We start from the raw sequence: 15,860 nt of genomic DNA, 5'->3' as shown, positions 1-15,860 counted from the left end.
CCTTGTCTGGATTAACAGCATAGCACTCAGAAAGCCCTACCCTATGAGCACCATCCTTGAAATCGCAGATCTTAAAAAACTGGCACGCAAGCGTGTGCCGAAAATGTTTTTTGACTATGCGGATTCCGGTGCATGGACGGAGAGCACCTATCGGGCGAATGAAAGCGATTTTGCGAAAATCAAACTGCGCCAAAGAGTTCTGGTGGATATGACCGAGCGCACACTTGCCACCACTATGATTGGCCAACCGGTTACCATGCCCGTTGCCTTATCGCCAACCGGCCTCACCGGCATGCAGCATGCGGATGGTGAAATACTGGCAGCACAAGCTGCAGAAGAGTTCGGCGTACCATTCACACTTTCCACTATGAGTATCTGCTCAATTGAAGATGTGGCCCAAGCGACCACAAAACCATTCTGGTTTCAGCTTTATGTGATGAAAGACCGTGATTTTGTGCGCAATCTTATTGAGCGCGCCAAAGCCGCTGGCTGCTCGGCACTGGTGCTGACCCTTGATCTGCAAATACTTGGCCAGCGCCATAAAGACCTGCGTAACGGCCTGTCTGCGCCGCCTAAGTTCACGCCAAAACATATCTGGCAGATGATGACCCGCCCGCAATGGTGCCTTGGCATGCTAGGCACGCAGCGTCGCACATTCCGCAACATTGCCGGCCATGCCAAAGGTGTCAGCGACCTGTCATCACTCTCGGCATGGACTGCCGAGCAATTTGATCCCAAACTCAACTGGGATGATGTGGCATGGATTAAATCTCTTTGGGGTGGCCCGCTAATTCTCAAAGGCATTCTGGATGAGGAAGATGCAATTATGGCGGCCAAATCCGGTGCCGATGCCATAATTGTCTCCAATCATGGCGGCAGACAGCTCGACGGTGCACCATCATCAATCTCGATGCTGCCACGGATTGTGGATGCTGTTGGTGACCGGATTGAAATTCATCTCGACGGCGGTATCCGCTCCGGTCAGGATGTGCTCAAAGCCATTGCTCTTGGTGCCAAAGGCACCTTTATCGGCAGGCCGTTTCTCTACGGGCTTGGCGCTATGGGCAAACCGGGTGTGAGCAAAGCGCTGGAGATTATTGCCCGTGAGATGGATGTAACAATGGCGCTTTGCGGCAAACGCCGCATCACTGATGTCAACCGCTCAATCCTGCATCAAGACTAAAGCAGCTTCAACACTTCTCATTTACCCGGTGTGCGGCTCAGCAACACACTGCGGATTGAAAAGCTTGAATGAATACGCACCACACCCGGCAGCCGTGAGAGAATTTCCTTGTGAATGATCTCATAGGCTGCCGTATTTTCTGCCTCGGCACGTAAAATATAATCGGCATCTCCGGTCATCAGGTAACATTCCTGAATTTCAGGATGGCGGCGCACCGCCTCTTCAAACCGGTTGAGATATTCTTCCGTCTGTCGCTCCAGCGTAATACTGACCAGCGCCACCAACCGGTCATCCGCATCGGGTGCAGCAATAATCGCTGTATAGCCGCGGATAACCCCGCTGGTTTCCAGTATCTGCACACGTCTCAGGCAGGCAGATTGCGACAGCCCGACCTCACTTGCGAGCTGACTATTGGTCATGCGTCCGTCTCGGCGCAGACAGCGGATAATATTGCGATCAATAGCATCAAGGTTGGACACGAATAATATTCCAATACTCAGCATAATATGACGTGAATGATGCGATAATTCGCATGTCCTGTCAAAAATAGCAAAAACATTCGAAGAGTATTCGATTAAAATTAAAAGTAGGGATAAAGTTTTTAGCGACATTTTCTTACAGTCAAAACGACAAGCGTAAATGGCGCAATCTCTGATATAAATTTGTTTGCCCGCTCCGAACTGTCATGGCCAGCCAGACAGTAAGGTTCGCTCAACAGTGACCATGCGGTATTGCTTATGTCGACGACATCTTATGACCAGAACCTGATACAATTAGAAGAAGATGCTGCGGCACTTTCTGCCGGTGGCATTCTCACAATTGATCTGGCCGCATTACGTGCAAATTATAAGCTGATCGCAGATATGCTCGCACCGACCCGCGCAGCAGCGGTGGTTAAAGCGGATGCCTATGGCCTTGGCGCTGACAAAGTTGCCCCGCAATTTTATGCCGCCGGTTGCCGTGATTTTTTTGTTGCGCATTTAAATGAAGCAATCGCTCTCCAGCCACATCTTGCAAATGATATCACCATCTATGTGCTGAACGGCTTGCAACCGCAGACAGAGCAGCTTTGCGCTAAAAACAATATCGTTCCGGTGCTCAATTCAATGGAACAGCTGCGTAACTGGGTGGCTTTGGCTAAAGTACAAAATCGCCGCCTGCCAGCGCTGTTGCAGCTGGATACCGGTATGGCACGCCTTGGTCTTTCAGAGCCTGAACTGCGTGAATTGCTGGCGGATCTTTCATTGCTTGAGGCGATTGATATCAAATATGTCATCAGCCATATGGCGGCAGCCGACAATCCGGACAGCCCGCAAAATCAGGCGCAGCTTGCGCAGATGCAGGCAGCACTGAAACAGCTGCCGCATTTTCCTGTAGCTTTTTCCAATTCCGGCGGCAGCTTTTTGCAAAGTGCTTATCACTATGATCTGGCGCGCCCCGGCATTGCCCTATATGGCGGCGCACCGCAAGAAAACAAACCGAACCCGATGCATCCGGTCGTTTCATTACAAGCGCGGGTGATCCAGTGCCGCACTGTGCCGGCACAGACTTTGGTTGGCTATAGTGGCAGCTATACCACTAAGGCTGAAACCCGCATTGCCACCATTGCAGTCGGTTATGCTGATGGCTGGCCACGCCACCTGAGCAATAAAGGTGCCGCCTATTACGGCGATACGCGCCTGCCGGTTATCGGTCGCGTTTCCATGGATTCCATTACTTTGGATATCACGGCACTGCCGGAAGGCACGCTGAAACTTGGCAGTCTCGTAGAGCTTATCGGTGAGCGTCAAACACTTGAACAGGTCGCCAGAGACGCCGGAACCATCTCCTATGATATTCTGACCGCCCTTGGTCACAGATATCACCGGACCTATATTAACAACGTACTTTAATAACTACATACTGCCTGACGGATAATCACGCCAGCACATGACAGAGGCATATCATGAAAGTTACAATTCTCGGCAGCGGTGTTATCGGCGTTACAACCGCCTATTATCTGGCAAAAGCCGGCCATGAGGTTACTGTTATTGACCGTCAGGAAGGCCCTGCGCTGGAAACCAGCTTTGCCAATGCCGGTCAGCTCTCTTATGGCTATTCCACACCTTGGGCAGCGCCTGGCATTCCGCAGAAAGCGGCAATGTGGCTGTTTAAAAAGCACTCACCGCTGATTTTTCGCCCGACCTGCGATCCGGCAATGTATGGCTGGCTAATGTCGATGCTCGCCAATTGCACCGCATCGGCCTATGCGACCAATAAAGCACGCATGCTGCGTATTTCGAACTACAGCCGCGAATGCCTGACTGCACTGCGTGAAGATACCGGCATCAGTTATGATGAAGGCTCAAAAGGCACTTTGCAGCTGTTTCGCAATCAGAAAGATTTCGACGCAGTGATGTCCAAGGACATTGAAAGCCTGCGTCAAGATGGCATTAAATTTGAAATTCTGGATGCCGAAGCCTGTACTGCTGCCGAACCGGCCTTGAAAAATGTCAAAGCCATGATCGCTGGCGGTTTGCGCATGCCCGATGATGGCACCGGTGATTGTTTCATCTTTACGACAAAACTTGCAAAAATGGCCGAAGATCTCGGTGTTAAATTCCACTATAATGTCGACATTAAAGGCTTCAAGCTCAATAGCGGCCGTATTGTTGCGGTTGAAACCAACAAGGGTGATTTCACCGCTGACCGCTATGTTGCAGCGCTCGGCAGTTTCACACCACAACTGGTAAAAGGTCTTGGCCTCAATGTGCCGATCTATCCGGTTAAAGGCTATTCCATCACGGTTCCGATCATTGATGAAGCCCGCGCGCCGGTCTCTACCATTCTTGATGAAACCTATAAAATAGCCATCACCCGTCTTGGCGACCGTATCCGCGTTGGTGGCATGGCCGAAGTAACCGATTACATTCCGCGTCTGACACCGGAACGTCGTGAAACGCTTGAATTATCGCTGAACGGCTTGTTCAACGGTGCCGGCGATCTTTCCAAGGCAACATTCTGGTCGGGTCTGCGCCCGATGACGCCGGATTCAACACCGGTGATCGGCGCCACAAAATATGACAACCTGTTTATTAATGCTGGTCACGGCACGCTTGGCTGGACAATGTCTGCCGGTTCTGCACGCGTGATGTCAGATCTGATCTCTGGTCAGAAGCCTGAAATTGACGTGTCAGATCTTGGTCTTTCACGTTACAAATAAGAGATTACAGCCTATATCTATCATGCCGCCGCAGCCTCTGCGGCGGCATTGCTGTTTATAGTAAGCCAATCAGATGTGCTTTCATCACCGCATGCACCTTGTTTGAAACAATCAGCTTGTTCAAAACATTATTCATATGAAAATGTACGGTGCGCGGCGTAATATTCAAAATAATAGAAATGTCTTCAGCCGTTTTACCATCACCGGTCCAGCGCAATATTTCCCGCTCGCGCAATGTAATAATCTGCTCATTGGTATTATAGGTCTCATCCAACCGGTAAAGATCATAAAACTGCGTAAACAATGACAGGCTGAGCGGACGCAACGCGTCTTCAATATGTTTAAGTTCAGTCTTGCTGATTGGCCCCGCACTCCGGCTGAAAGACAAGAAACCGGCCACAGATTGCGGGCCCCAGCAGGATTGGGTCACGCCTATGGAGTGCCCGTCTCGTTTCATCTCCTGCCATAATGTCTTATTTTGATGGTAGAGTTTTTCGCTCCAAACCACCGGCTTGGAGCTGCGCATGGCGAGCTGAATAGCAGGATCTGTAAGCATACATTCATTGCGCAAATAATAAGTGCGCCAGTCTTCAGAGTAATTATCGCACCCTTTAACCCGTGGACGCGTCAAAGATTGGGGAATACGAAGCATGAAGCTGTAATATTCAAAGCCAAGCTGCAAAGCGTGGCTACTGATACTATCGACAAGTTCATATTCCTGTACATCTGTTATAGTGGCATTATCAAGAATTGGTCGTGAGATATTCATCAAGAAAACCTTATCTTATTTAAAAACACCAATCAAAATGATTTTATTTAAAATTTATGAACACACAGATGATAACAACTTGGACAAATAATAACAATGAAGTAATAGATACCAATCAAATTATATCAATATTTGAAATAACACATATTTTATTAAGAGAAATACATGTAATTTATTGTAATACACTTAGTTTTATGACTAATAATCTAAAACATAACCGATAAATATATTTAAATTTACAGATTGTGACATTTTTATCGGGCAATTTTTAGGGGTGATTCTACGCATTTGGGCAGGCACTCAATACCAAACAAACCAGCGGCATCATAAACACCGCTTGTCACTTGCGTCAGCGCTGAACTTGGCTACAACGATCTGAACGACAGGTGAGTTCAGATGACAACACAAATCAGCGCCATAACCGGCAGTAAAACAATTGCCATTATCGGTGGCGGCCCAGCGGGTCTGGCAGCGGCTGAAGTCCTCTCGCAGCAAGGGCATCAGGTTACTGTTTACGAATCTATGCCGACCGTTGCGCGCAAATTTCTGCTCGCCGGTAAATCCGGTCTGAACATCACCCATTCGGAAGAGTATCAACAGTTTCGTGGCCGGTTTGGCAATGCGTCAGAGCATCTGGCACCGGCACTTGATGCCTTCACTCCGGCAGATATCTGCACTTGGGCAGAAGAGTTAAACATCGAGATTTTTACCGGTAGCTCCGGTCGTGTGTTTCCAAAACGGATGAAAGCTTCACCTTTATTGCGCAACTGGCTGGCACGGCTGGAAAGCCAAGGGGTAACTATTCTCAAGCGCCATCGCTGGATTGGCTGGCGTGACAATGATTTGATCTTTGCGACAACTGAGGGCGAAATCATCACGCAGCATGATGCCGTTCTGCTTGCGCTGGGTGGCGCAAGCTGGCCGCGGCTTGGCTCCGATGCTGGATGGGTCGCACTGCTGCGTGAAAAGAATATTGATATCAATGCGCTGCGTGCTGCCAATTGTGGTTTTGATATGCAATGGAGTACAATATTTACCGCTGGCCATGCCGGTGCACCGGTTAAATCGGTTGCCGCCACCTCCGCAGCAGGTCGCATTGAGGGCGAGTTTGTCATCTCACAGCATGGTATTGAGGGCAGCCTGATTTATGCACATAGCGCCGCCTTGCGCGATGAATTACAGGCTACTGGCACAGCTGCACTTACGCTTGATCTTACCCCTGGCCGTTCTTATGAACGCTTGATACGTGATCTTGAAAAACAAGGTACCAAAAGCAGTTTTTCAAACCGCTTGCGCAAAGCCACCGGCCTTGAAGGCGTTAAAGCAGCCTTATTGCGCGAGTTGGTACCAAATATCAATCAACTCTCAGCACCAGAACTCAGCCGGCATATCAAAAATATCGCCTTGCCAGTCCTGCAAACCCGCCCGATAGCAGAAGCCATTTCAACGGCAGGTGGTATTGTTTGGAGTGAGATTGCTAATAGCTATATGCTGCATAAACTGCCCGGTACATTTGTGGCCGGTGAAATGCTGGATTGGGAAGCCCCGACCGGCGGCTACCTGCTGACCGCCTGCCTTGCTACCGGCCGCGCGGCAGCACATGGCATATCAGCATGGCTGGAGCAATCTGATAGCCATGGCAATGCGACCAAGTAAACAAGCCAGAACGGCAAACTCTGAAATTAAGTAATTTTAGCAATCACGAACACATCATAGCGTGTGCTTTTGCCCAAAATCTGATGGGAAGGTTTGCGGATACCCGCCATCGGCTCGGCACGCAGCGGCCATTTCAGCACCACGCGGTTCTGTGCGAATGTAAGCGCAACCTTCATCAGGTTTTCTGAATCCGGATCTGTACCCACAATCTCGCGGATCTGGCGCATTTCTTTTTTGACCAGCGCGGTATTTCCTCTCGGAGGATGCATCGGATCCACCAGCACCACTTGCGGCTTCAATTCGGGCAATAAAAGGCTGGAATCGCCATACAGCAAGGTCATCCGCGCCACAGTTTCAGCGTAGCGGCCGCCTTCTGCAGCAGCGCGTTCCAGTCCCTGAGCCAGCAGATCATGCATTTTTTGCGAGCGTTCAATCAAAGTCACATTAGCACCCAGTGACGCCAGCAAAAATGCATCACGCCCGAGACCCGCTGTTGCATCCACAATATCCGGCGTAACTCCGCGCATCAAACCAGCCGCTTTGGCCAGCGCCTGCCCGCGCCCCTCGGATGCTCTGAACCGGTGGCCAACCGCTCCGCCGACAAAATCAACAACCAGTTCGTCTGTGTCCGTTTCCTGTGCCATCACAACTCTCTGAATAGGCTCATTGTTAAAATGGGCAAGCAATACGAAACCGCACATCACGACCATCAGGATGCTGAAACCCCAGCTCCTCCGCATGCAACAACAAGCGGTCTGCGGCAGTCAGCGCCTCACCCTCAGCATAAAATTCATCACCAAGGATCACATGCCCGATTGCCTTCATATGCACGCGCAATTGATGTGTGCGCCCTGTCAGCGGAAACAGCCGCAGCCGCGTGGCGTATTCACTGCGCTCCACTACCTGCCAGCGGCTTTGCGCCGGTTTGCCGTTTTCATAATCCACCCGATGGCGCGGCTTATTATCCTGATCAATCGCTAAGGGCAGATCAATCAGGCCCTCATCATCCTCAACCCTGCCCCAAACAATCGCCTGATAAGATTTTTGTGTGGTGCGGTTTTCAAACTGACTGGCAATTTTGGCATGCGCTTTACGGTTGAGCGACATCAACACCACACCCGATGTGTCTTTATCCAAACGATGGATCATCAAAGCTTGCGGAAACTGCTGTTGCACACGGCTTGCCAAACTATCAGCTAGTCGCGGATCTCGACCCGGAACCGACAATAATCCGCTTGGTTTATCCAGCACCAGAATATCGGCATCGCGATGGATAACCGAAATATATGGATCTAATGGCGGATTATAGATTGGTGAAACAGAAGATAAAGCACTCATGATGCTCCTCTAACATGGTTTGAGCGCCACAGAGAAGCACAGATATTCAAGATAAAAACATAAAAAGTGGAACTGAACAGCCTGTTCAAAGGTTTATCATCGCAGCCTTAGCCCTGTTGATTTTAAACACCGAAGGATAGTGATGCGGTTAACTCGTGATATTCAAAGTTTTTTATCTGCTTTTATCGCTGTTTTTATTATGACCTTCTCCGCACAGGCAGTGCCTGTGCCTCAGGATAAACCGGCAACACCGGGCACAATAGCAGAGAAAAAACCAGAACTGCCTGAACAATTTGCCCCAGTACCAGAACAAGCGCCTCCTGCTCCTGCTCCTGCTCCTGCTCCTGCTCCTGCTCCTGCTCCTGCTCCTGCTCCTGACAATAAAAAACCTCTGCAAAAAGCAACCCGTATTTATCAGGCTGCCTGCTTGCCGCTGTTGAAAAATCAGGTTTCTGGGAAAATCATTGCCCCGATCAGCGAAGGCCAGTGTCAGGTTAAGAGCCCGTTAGAACTCACCGCACTTAATCTGCCGGTCGAGATGACCTTTGATCAGCCCGTTATTACCAATTGCACCATGACTGTGGCACTAACAGAATGGGCTGAACAGGCAAATGCATTGGCAAAGCAACATCTAGGCAGCACTATCAAAACCATTGGCACAGGCTCCCACTATCAGTGCCGCAATGTTAACAATGCCAGCAGCGGCAGAGTGTCTGAACATGCTCTAGGTAATGCGCTAGATATTATGTCATTCACGCTCACAAATGGCGAAAGCACCGAACTCGCAAAAGACTGGAACGGCGGCGCCAAGCAAAAGCAATTCTGGCGTGAGCTACATAAAAAAAGCTGCACCCTGTTTATGACTGTTCTGGGGCCTGAGGCCGATAGTGCGCATAAAACCAATATGCATCTGGATATGGGGTGCCACGGCAAATCCTGTACAGCGCGTATTTGCCAATAATCATCAATACCGGATAATCGATCCAGCAATGCATATAAGCACAACACATAAACAATGAACACGGAAATAGGCGCCCGATTTCCGGCGGCAGCTGCCAAATTTTATGCTAGTTTTTAAATATGCTCTTTTCTTTACCAGATCCGCACACACTTTATCAGGCGCTTCTTGATCGTGATCAGTCCTATGACGGTCACGTTTTTGTTGGTGTAACCAGCACCGGTATTTTTTGCCGCCTGTCCTGTCCGGCACGTAAACCAAAATTTGAAAACACACGGTTCTTTGATCATCCGGCCGCCTGTATGGAAGCCGGTTTCCGGCCATGCCAGCGTTGTCGCCCATTGGATTTTTTCCGCGGCAAGGAACCGGTGGTGGCCAAATTGCTGGATTGTCTGGATGCCCGCCCCGATCATTTCTGGTGCGAGGATGATCTGGTAGCGATGCAGCTTGATCCATCAACAGTGCGGCGTGCTTTTAAACGCCATATCGGCATGACATTTCTGGATATGGCGCGGTTGCGGCGCAAGGCACGTGGCATTGAAAGTATCGCTGCCGGCAGCTCGATTATTGATGCCCAGCTTGAAGCCGGCTATGATTCCGGCAGCGGCTTTCGTGAGGCTATTACCCGATTGATCGGCGATAGTCCGGCACATTTGAAGGGCCGCGATTTATTGAAAGCCGACTGGCTGGAAACCCCGATCGGCACCATGCTGGCGGTTGCAGACAGGCATCACCTGCATTTGCTGGAGTTTTTTGAACGTAAAGGCCTGCCAAATGAGCTGAAAAAATTGCGCCAATACAGCAACTCCTCAATCAGCTTTGGCCGCTTTGCTCCGATTGACCAGATTGAAGCGGAGCTGAAGCAATATTTCTCCGGCACTCTTACCAGTTTCAAAACGCCGCTGGCTTTGCATGCTCCGGCATTTACGCGCATGATCTGGGATGCGCTGCTAGAAATCCCACTCGGGCAAACCCGCTCTTATGCCGAGCTGGCGGAGATAACGGGACGCCCGACAGCTATACGTGCGGTGGCCAATGCCAATGGCGCCAATCAGCTTGCCATTGTCATTCCCTGCCACCGCACAATTGGTTCAGATGGTGCGCTCACCGGATATGGTGGCGGACTATGGCGCAAACGCTGGCTACTCGAACATGAGAAACGGATGGCACAGCGCTCTGTAGCTTAAACCTGATTAAAAACCTGAATGAGTTTTAAGAAACTCGGTTTCTTCCGGCGTGTGTTTTCTGCCCAGTACAGTGTTGCGATGCGGAAAACGGCCAAATTCTTTAACAATATCACGGTGTTCTTTGGCAAAGCCTAAGGCAAAATCATTACCAAGGCCTTCATAGAGCTTCACACAGCGCTCCTGATCAGCAACATTTTCACTATGCATCAATGGCAAGTAAAAGAACTGCCGTGCTTTACTATCAACATTCTGATCAAAGCCTTTATCTAAAGCATATTTGGATAAATCACAGGCCAGCGCATCAGTCGCAAAAGCTTGCGGTGAGCCACGAAACATATTGCGCGGAAACTGGTCGAGCGTAATGATCAAAGCCAATGTACTTGGCGCATCCTCTTTCCACTCTGATAAGCCACCGCTGGCAGCCAATGCATAAATATCACCAAAACGCTGTTTAATTTGCGTATCAAGATCATCAGAGCGCACAAACCAATGGGCTTCAACCTGTTCTGAAAACCAAAAATCCAGAATTTCCTGCGGGCTTACCTGCGCCATATGCTTTTCTCCTGTCTGAGTTCACTTTTATATTAAATAGAACAAATATCAGAGACTACCAGAGCCTTGCTAGAGCATTTCACTATCAACTTGATAGGTATGACAATGCGAAAACTCTAAAATCTAGAGCGAGCGCTGCGATCCAACCTGAATGTTACCCGCTCTAGAGCATTTCACTATCAAGTTGAATCAACTTGATAGGCATGACAATGCGAAAACTCTAAAATCTAGAGCGAGCGCTGCGATCCAACCTGAACGTTACCCGCTCTAGAGCATTTCACTATCAAGTTGAATCAACTTGATAGGTATGACAATGCGATAAATCTAGAATCTAGAGCGAGCGCTGCGATCCAACCTGAACGTTACCCGCTCTAGCCAATACCGATAATAAAAAGGGCCGCAAGCGGCCCTTTTTATTTCTCACACACCTGAGCAATCAGGAAGAAAACTCTTTATCTTTGTGCGCAACAATCGCCAGTAAGGTGATCACTGCCGCCACCAGCAAATACAGGCCGACATGGGCAAGACTGTAAGTCGTTGCCAGCCATGTAGCGATATAAGGTGCTAATGAGGCGCCGAAAATACTTGCCATATTAAAGGTCATGGACGCACCGGTATACCGCACGGCAACCGGAAACGGCGAGGCCAATGCAGCACCGATTGGGCCATAGGTCATCCCCATCAGCGAGAAGCCGATGATCGAGCACATCACGGCACCGATCAATCCGGCATTCAGCAGCGGCGCCATAGCCAAACCAAACAGTGCAATACCGATTGTTGTGAGGATCATAATGAAACGACGGCCATAGCGGTCGGACAACAGGCCGGAGACCGGAATCAACAAACCGAAAAACGCAACGCCCACCATCTGAATGGTCAGAAATTGCTCACGCGAATAGCCAAGTCCGGCCTGTGCAACCGGACGCGTTGCCCATGACAGCATGAACACAGTCATCAGATAGAACAGCACAAAGGTTGCCAGAGCCGAGAATGTGCCAAGCACCAAGGCGCGCTTGTGATTGCTGAATACGGCAGCCAAAGGCACCTGTACACGCTCCTGCTTATCCATGGCTTTCTGGAATTCAGGTGTCTCAGTGATTTTAATACGAACATACAAGCCCACAGCCACCAGCAGGATCGATCCCACAAATGGCAGACGCCAGCCCCAGCTCATAAACTGCTCATTGGTCATGGTTGCAGCAAGAATAAGGAATGTACTTGCCGAAAGAATAAAGCCGATCGGCGCACCCAGCTGCGGAAACATTGCATACCATGTACGCTTGCCTTCAGGCGCGTTTTCAGTGGCAAGCAACACAGCACCGCCCCACTCACCGCCAAGGCCCAAACCCTGACCAAAACGGCACAATGCCAGCAACAATGGCGCAGCAACACCGATTTGCGCATAGGTTGGCAGAAATCCGATAATCACGGTTGAAAGCCCCATGGTCATCAATGCTGCAACCAGCGTTGCCTTACGGCCGACTTTATCGCCAAAATGGCCGAACAGCATGGCACCGAACGGACGCGCAAAAAAGGCAATCGAGAAGGTCGCAAATGACTGCAGCATCGCTGATGTCGGATCGCTGGCCGGAAAGAATACTGCCGGAAAGACCAGAACCGCAGCAGTTGCATAAACGTAGAAATCGAAAAACTCGATCGTAGTACCTACAAGGCTGGCAAACAGCACACGCGCAGGCGAATTCAAGACCGGAGCTGCCTTGCCATTATCTGGGGCAGCTTTCCCGGATGCGCCGGAAATACTCATTTATTTTATCCTGTCAGAGCGGCGGGTAAAAACGGAAAACCATTTCACCAAACCTGCAATCAATATCGGGCAGAGAAGCACCGGTTTAAAAGCACCAATACACCTACTAAAGAAATCACTCCGGCGCTTTTCAAACAAAAAACCGGGAGCATATAATGAGCAATTCCTAACTTATAGAACGTAATAAAACCATCAAAAACACAGTGATTTCTTCATATAATTGCGTAGATACAGCACTAAAAGTCACCTATAAAAATAGTTGACCAGATAAATAGCCATAAAAATGCCGCCGGAAAACAGTTCTGTTTTGCGGCGGCAATTCAATCATCTATCAGATTTTTTTGTAAACAATGCCGCGTGCCAGCCAACAACCGATTGTCAAACCGGTGATCGTACCACCGGCATCACGCTCTGCAACCACAGTCCAGTCTCCGGGGGCCGGTGCATCCATGCCGCGCTGGCAAGGCAATAACCAGATATCCTCAGCAATAGCAAAAAGCGGTTGCATCGGGCCTTTGCCTAAAAACCCTTCAAAGGCGGCATAGACTGCAGCACCCGCAACCTCACAGACAAAATCTGCATCCATTTCAGTACAATGATATCGTCCTGCAATGTCTTTTTTACCTTCACCGGAAACGCGGTGCATATTTGCTGTCAGATTTTCATCGGCACGGTTCAGCGCGATAGTGTCACCATCACGCTGCAACACCATAGAGGCTGAGTGCAATGCACCGTCAGCGCCCATATCCATCATTTCAGGCGATGTGCTAAAGCGCGCATGAACCTGCCCGCCAACAGCTGGGGCAAGGCTCAAGCTGAGTTTGCTGTGCGGATCAAAATAATTTCCGTACCATGCGGTATCAACGGGTAAAATCTCAGATTTAACCTTAGCCACGCCCAAAGCCGCACGCATCAATTGTTCGGCAGCGCCATATGCACTGGCCTGATGATTGAACATCACAATCACAGAAATACGCTCGGCAGCGGCATGAAAACGCTGACAACGCCAACCACGCAAAGCACCGCCATGACCGGTAATATGAAAACCGCCAAAATCTGTATGTTTCAAACCATAGCCGTAATAAGCAGGCTTACCGTCTTTGAAATTTTGCTGGCGCGCCAAGCGGTTATAAATACCACTGACATCATCACGCGTTGCATCAATAAACTGATCCCAAGCGATCATGTCATCCATAGATGCGCAAATACCGGCATCGCCGTTCCAATCGATATTATTTACCGCCGGAGTAAAGCCCGAAACAATATTGCCCTCATAACCGACAGTACCGCCCGGTGTCACTGACGTATCAGAAAACAAGCCTGCAGTTTCCATGCCAGCCGGCAGAAAAATACGCTCGCGCAGCAAATGATCAAGCGACTGCCCGGTCTTCTCCTCAATCAAGAAGGACAGCAGACGGAAATTGCCGTTATTATAGGAATATTGCGTGCCGGTTTCAAAATGGATTGTGCGGATCTTAGCAAGCAGTTTCAATGCATCATCCGGAGTAAATACCCCTTCAGGATCAGCACCACTGATCACAGTCAGCGCCCAATAATCACGCAGACCCGACTGGTTATGACATAGATCAGCAATCTTCGGGCGTTCGCCTTCAAAATCCGGCAGATATTTTGCCAGATCATCATCCAGCACCGACGCCTCACCAAATATATCCAGCAATGCCGCACAGGTAAACTCTTTGCTCACCGAGCAAATCGGCATCATTGTCTCAGTCGTCATAGCGACCCGCTTATCAAGATCAGCATAGCCCCAGACCTGTGATGCGATGACTTCACCATCTTTAAGAACGGCTGCCACACCACCCGGCCCTTTATACTGCTCCGGAAGAGAGCGCATCACAGCATCAATTGCCGATTTATCAACAGCTTGCATAAACTTAATTCCTGAATTGCTGAAATTTACATCAGGCATAAGCTACCCCACCAAACTCCTCAAGAGAGATTTTAATGGTGAAGCATTTCCACTTTGAAGACTGCCCTCTCCGAAAGCTTTCTTTACAATACGCCAGTTACAAATTTCCGAAACTCAGAAAACCCCGACATTTTCATGGCGGGGTTTATTTATTGCTGCGGCTTATGTTTTATTTTGATTTTGATTGCGGGGTGTGATCACACCGAGACTTGTAACCATTCCTCCCAAACTATCTAGGAAACAGATCATTATAAATGCCCTACTTGCATTACGATGATCGTATCTTAGAACGCCTTAGTCGATAAACATCAAACCATTGAGTAGAGTAATTTTGTTTTTCTCAACATTATTTATTCATCCCTTTACCAGCGCAGAAGAAGACCAGCAGAGCCCGACAAGTTATGGTTAGAACCAGAAAAGTTCCTTGTAACCTTTCTGTAGAACGACAGACCTGTTTCAACCTGCACATTGAAGCCAGCTTCGATGGAGCACTTATTAGAAAACTCACGCACCCACGCGGCCCTGATATATGGCGTAAAACGATACATTGCTCATGAAGTTTCCGCACCATCATCCGGAGGTACAGAGAGATCAATCAGAAACAAATTGCCGCTTGGCTTTTAGAAGGGCATCCGAGGGGCCCAGTTTACTGGAAGGGACTGGATCGCTATTCTGACTGATGCCAAGATCAAAATCTCAATAGATGATCGTGGGCGTTATCTCTATAACATTTTCATCGAAAGACTATGGCGATCCCTCAAGAAAGAGGCCGTATATTTGCATGAACTGCTGGATGACCCCCAAGACAAACGCGTGATCAAAGACTGGATTGCATTGGATTTACAACACGGAGCGACCACACACCGCCCTTAATAAACAAACGCCGAATAATGCATATTTTAGCGCAATACACATCAACCAAACAGCATGAAATCTAACCAGGGAGCAGCTTAACGGAACAGTAAACCTGTTCAGAAAAACAGGACCACGTCACTCATCGACAATCGTCTGACAATAAACAAAACCATAGAGGCAAGGACGTCATTTCTGATTATCCTGGCCAGATGTCTGGCGCTTCACCTATCGTGACAAAACCGTCGAGGTAAAAATCAAGCCTGGTCATGTATTGGAAGAATTTGTCACATTAAGCGCCATGAGTAATCGCAACCAAGAACAACACGAGTGTCATGAAGCCCTGAAAGCCGAAATGGCCGGCCGCTTGATGCCACTGCCTTCAACTGACATTTATACAGCAAAAGTGCTCGTTTAATAATAACTTGATAGGCACTGCCACTGGCTATGCGTTTTTTTCGGAAGGCA

At 49.1% G+C, this 15,860-nt stretch carries 13 protein-coding genes; 6 read left to right on the top strand and 7 right to left on the bottom strand.

The features are described from left to right. Positions 1–43: 43 nt before the first annotated feature. Positions 44–1,183, top strand: coding sequence for an alpha-hydroxy acid oxidase (locus MP213Fo_RS11720; protein WP_421089176.1), 1,140 nt, complete (start codon positions 44–46; stop codon positions 1,181–1,183). Positions 1,184–1,200: 17 nt separating this feature from the next. Here the strand turns inward: MP213Fo_RS11720 and MP213Fo_RS11715 are convergent, their stop codons facing one another. Beyond that, the gene (locus MP213Fo_RS11715) at positions 1,201–1,662 is read right to left on the bottom strand and encodes an Lrp/AsnC family transcriptional regulator (protein ID WP_421089175.1); all 462 of its coding nucleotides are present in this window, start codon (positions 1,660–1,662) and stop codon (positions 1,201–1,203) included. Positions 1,663–1,920: 258 nt separating this feature from the next. Here MP213Fo_RS11715 and alr point away from each other — a divergent pair, with 258 nt between their 5' ends. Both alr and MP213Fo_RS11705 read left to right on the top strand, forming a co-directional pair. Beyond that, positions 1,921–3,075, top strand: a complete 1,155-nt coding sequence (gene alr, locus MP213Fo_RS11710; RefSeq protein WP_421089174.1) for an alanine racemase — start codon at positions 1,921–1,923, stop codon at positions 3,073–3,075. A 53-nt stretch (positions 3,076–3,128) separates the two neighbouring features. Further along, the gene (locus tag MP213Fo_RS11705) at positions 3,129–4,385 is read left to right on the top strand and encodes a D-amino acid dehydrogenase (protein ID WP_421089173.1); all 1,257 of its coding nucleotides are present in this window, start codon (positions 3,129–3,131) and stop codon (positions 4,383–4,385) included. Between the two features lie 55 nt (positions 4,386–4,440). On the opposite strand, the gene MP213Fo_RS11700 is transcribed toward MP213Fo_RS11705, so the two are convergent. Continuing rightward, entirely contained in the window at positions 4,441–5,154 is a 714-nt protein-coding gene (locus tag MP213Fo_RS11700) for an autoinducer binding domain-containing protein (protein WP_421089172.1), read from the bottom strand. Positions 5,155–5,550: 396 nt separating this feature from the next. Here MP213Fo_RS11700 and MP213Fo_RS11695 point away from each other — a divergent pair, with 396 nt between their 5' ends. Beyond that, positions 5,551–6,810 (top strand): TIGR03862 family flavoprotein, encoded by a 1,260-nt coding sequence (locus MP213Fo_RS11695; protein WP_421089171.1) that lies wholly within the window; start codon positions 5,551–5,553, stop codon positions 6,808–6,810. Positions 6,811–6,836: 26 nt separating this feature from the next. Here MP213Fo_RS11695 and MP213Fo_RS11690 read toward each other — a convergent pair whose 3' ends face one another. Both MP213Fo_RS11690 and MP213Fo_RS11685 read right to left on the bottom strand, forming a co-directional pair. Further along, on the bottom strand, positions 6,837–7,454 hold the full coding sequence (locus MP213Fo_RS11690) for a class I SAM-dependent methyltransferase (protein ID WP_421089170.1): 618 nt from the start codon (positions 7,452–7,454) through the stop codon (positions 6,837–6,839). 25 nt (positions 7,455–7,479) lie between these two features. Further along, the gene (locus MP213Fo_RS11685; RefSeq protein ID WP_421089169.1) at positions 7,480–8,148 is read right to left on the bottom strand and encodes a pseudouridine synthase; all 669 of its coding nucleotides are present in this window, start codon (positions 8,146–8,148) and stop codon (positions 7,480–7,482) included. 142 nt (positions 8,149–8,290) lie between these two features. On the opposite strand from MP213Fo_RS11685, the gene MP213Fo_RS11680 reads away from it, so the two are divergent. Both MP213Fo_RS11680 and MP213Fo_RS11675 read left to right on the top strand, forming a co-directional pair. Further along, positions 8,291–9,109: an extensin family protein gene (locus tag MP213Fo_RS11680; RefSeq protein WP_421089168.1), complete on the top strand. Its 819-nt coding sequence runs from the start codon at positions 8,291–8,293 to the stop codon at positions 9,107–9,109. Between the two features lie 119 nt (positions 9,110–9,228). After that, positions 9,229–10,293 carry a bifunctional transcriptional activator/DNA repair enzyme AdaA gene (locus MP213Fo_RS11675; RefSeq protein WP_421089167.1) on the top strand — a complete coding sequence of 355 codons (1,065 nt, stop codon included), beginning with the start codon at positions 9,229–9,231 and terminating at the stop codon, positions 10,291–10,293. 6 nt (positions 10,294–10,299) lie between these two features. Here the strand turns inward: MP213Fo_RS11675 and MP213Fo_RS11670 are convergent, their stop codons facing one another. The 3 genes from MP213Fo_RS11670 to MP213Fo_RS11660 form a co-directional block, all read right to left on the bottom strand. Next, complete coding sequence (locus MP213Fo_RS11670) at positions 10,300–10,845, bottom strand: DUF924 family protein (protein ID WP_421089166.1); 546 nt, start codon at positions 10,843–10,845, stop codon at positions 10,300–10,302. Positions 10,846–11,281: 436 nt separating this feature from the next. Then, entirely contained in the window at positions 11,282–12,610 is a 1,329-nt protein-coding gene (locus tag MP213Fo_RS11665; protein ID WP_421089165.1) for an MFS transporter, read from the bottom strand. Positions 12,611–12,941: 331 nt separating this feature from the next. After that, positions 12,942–14,501: a D-aminopeptidase gene (locus MP213Fo_RS11660; protein WP_421089164.1), complete on the bottom strand. Its 1,560-nt coding sequence runs from the start codon at positions 14,499–14,501 to the stop codon at positions 12,942–12,944. Positions 14,502–15,860: the final 1,359 nt, after the last annotated feature.

It is taken from the genome of Pseudochrobactrum mosebachae, assembly GCF_048914685.1.
Classification (GTDB): domain Bacteria; phylum Pseudomonadota; class Alphaproteobacteria; order Rhizobiales; family Rhizobiaceae; genus Pseudochrobactrum.
The sequence above is the reverse complement of the archived record's forward strand: the minus strand, read 5'-3'. Positions and strand labels throughout refer to the sequence as shown.

Coding starts and splice junctions, on each gene's coding strand:
- MP213Fo_RS11720 (WP_421089176.1), top strand. CDS start 44: ATGAGCACCATCCTTGAAATCGCAGATCTTAAAAAACTGGCACGCAAG.
- alr (WP_421089174.1), top strand. CDS start 1,921: ATGTCGACGACATCTTATGACCAGAACCTGATACAATTAGAAGAAGAT.
- MP213Fo_RS11705 (WP_421089173.1), top strand. CDS start 3,129: ATGAAAGTTACAATTCTCGGCAGCGGTGTTATCGGCGTTACAACCGCC.
- MP213Fo_RS11700 (WP_421089172.1), bottom strand. CDS start 5,154: ATGAATATCTCACGACCAATTCTTGATAATGCCACTATAACAGATGTA.
- MP213Fo_RS11695 (WP_421089171.1), top strand. CDS start 5,551: ATGACAACACAAATCAGCGCCATAACCGGCAGTAAAACAATTGCCATT.
- MP213Fo_RS11690 (WP_421089170.1), bottom strand. CDS start 7,454: ATGGCACAGGAAACGGACACAGACGAACTGGTTGTTGATTTTGTCGGC.
- MP213Fo_RS11685 (WP_421089169.1), bottom strand. CDS start 8,148: ATGAGTGCTTTATCTTCTGTTTCACCAATCTATAATCCGCCATTAGAT.
- MP213Fo_RS11680 (WP_421089168.1), top strand. CDS start 8,291: ATGCGGTTAACTCGTGATATTCAAAGTTTTTTATCTGCTTTTATCGCT.
- MP213Fo_RS11675 (WP_421089167.1), top strand. CDS start 9,229: ATGCTCTTTTCTTTACCAGATCCGCACACACTTTATCAGGCGCTTCTT.
- MP213Fo_RS11670 (WP_421089166.1), bottom strand. CDS start 10,845: ATGGCGCAGGTAAGCCCGCAGGAAATTCTGGATTTTTGGTTTTCAGAA.
- MP213Fo_RS11665 (WP_421089165.1), bottom strand. CDS start 12,610: ATGAGTATTTCCGGCGCATCCGGGAAAGCTGCCCCAGATAATGGCAAG.
- MP213Fo_RS11660 (WP_421089164.1), bottom strand. CDS start 14,501: ATGCAAGCTGTTGATAAATCGGCAATTGATGCTGTGATGCGCTCTCTT.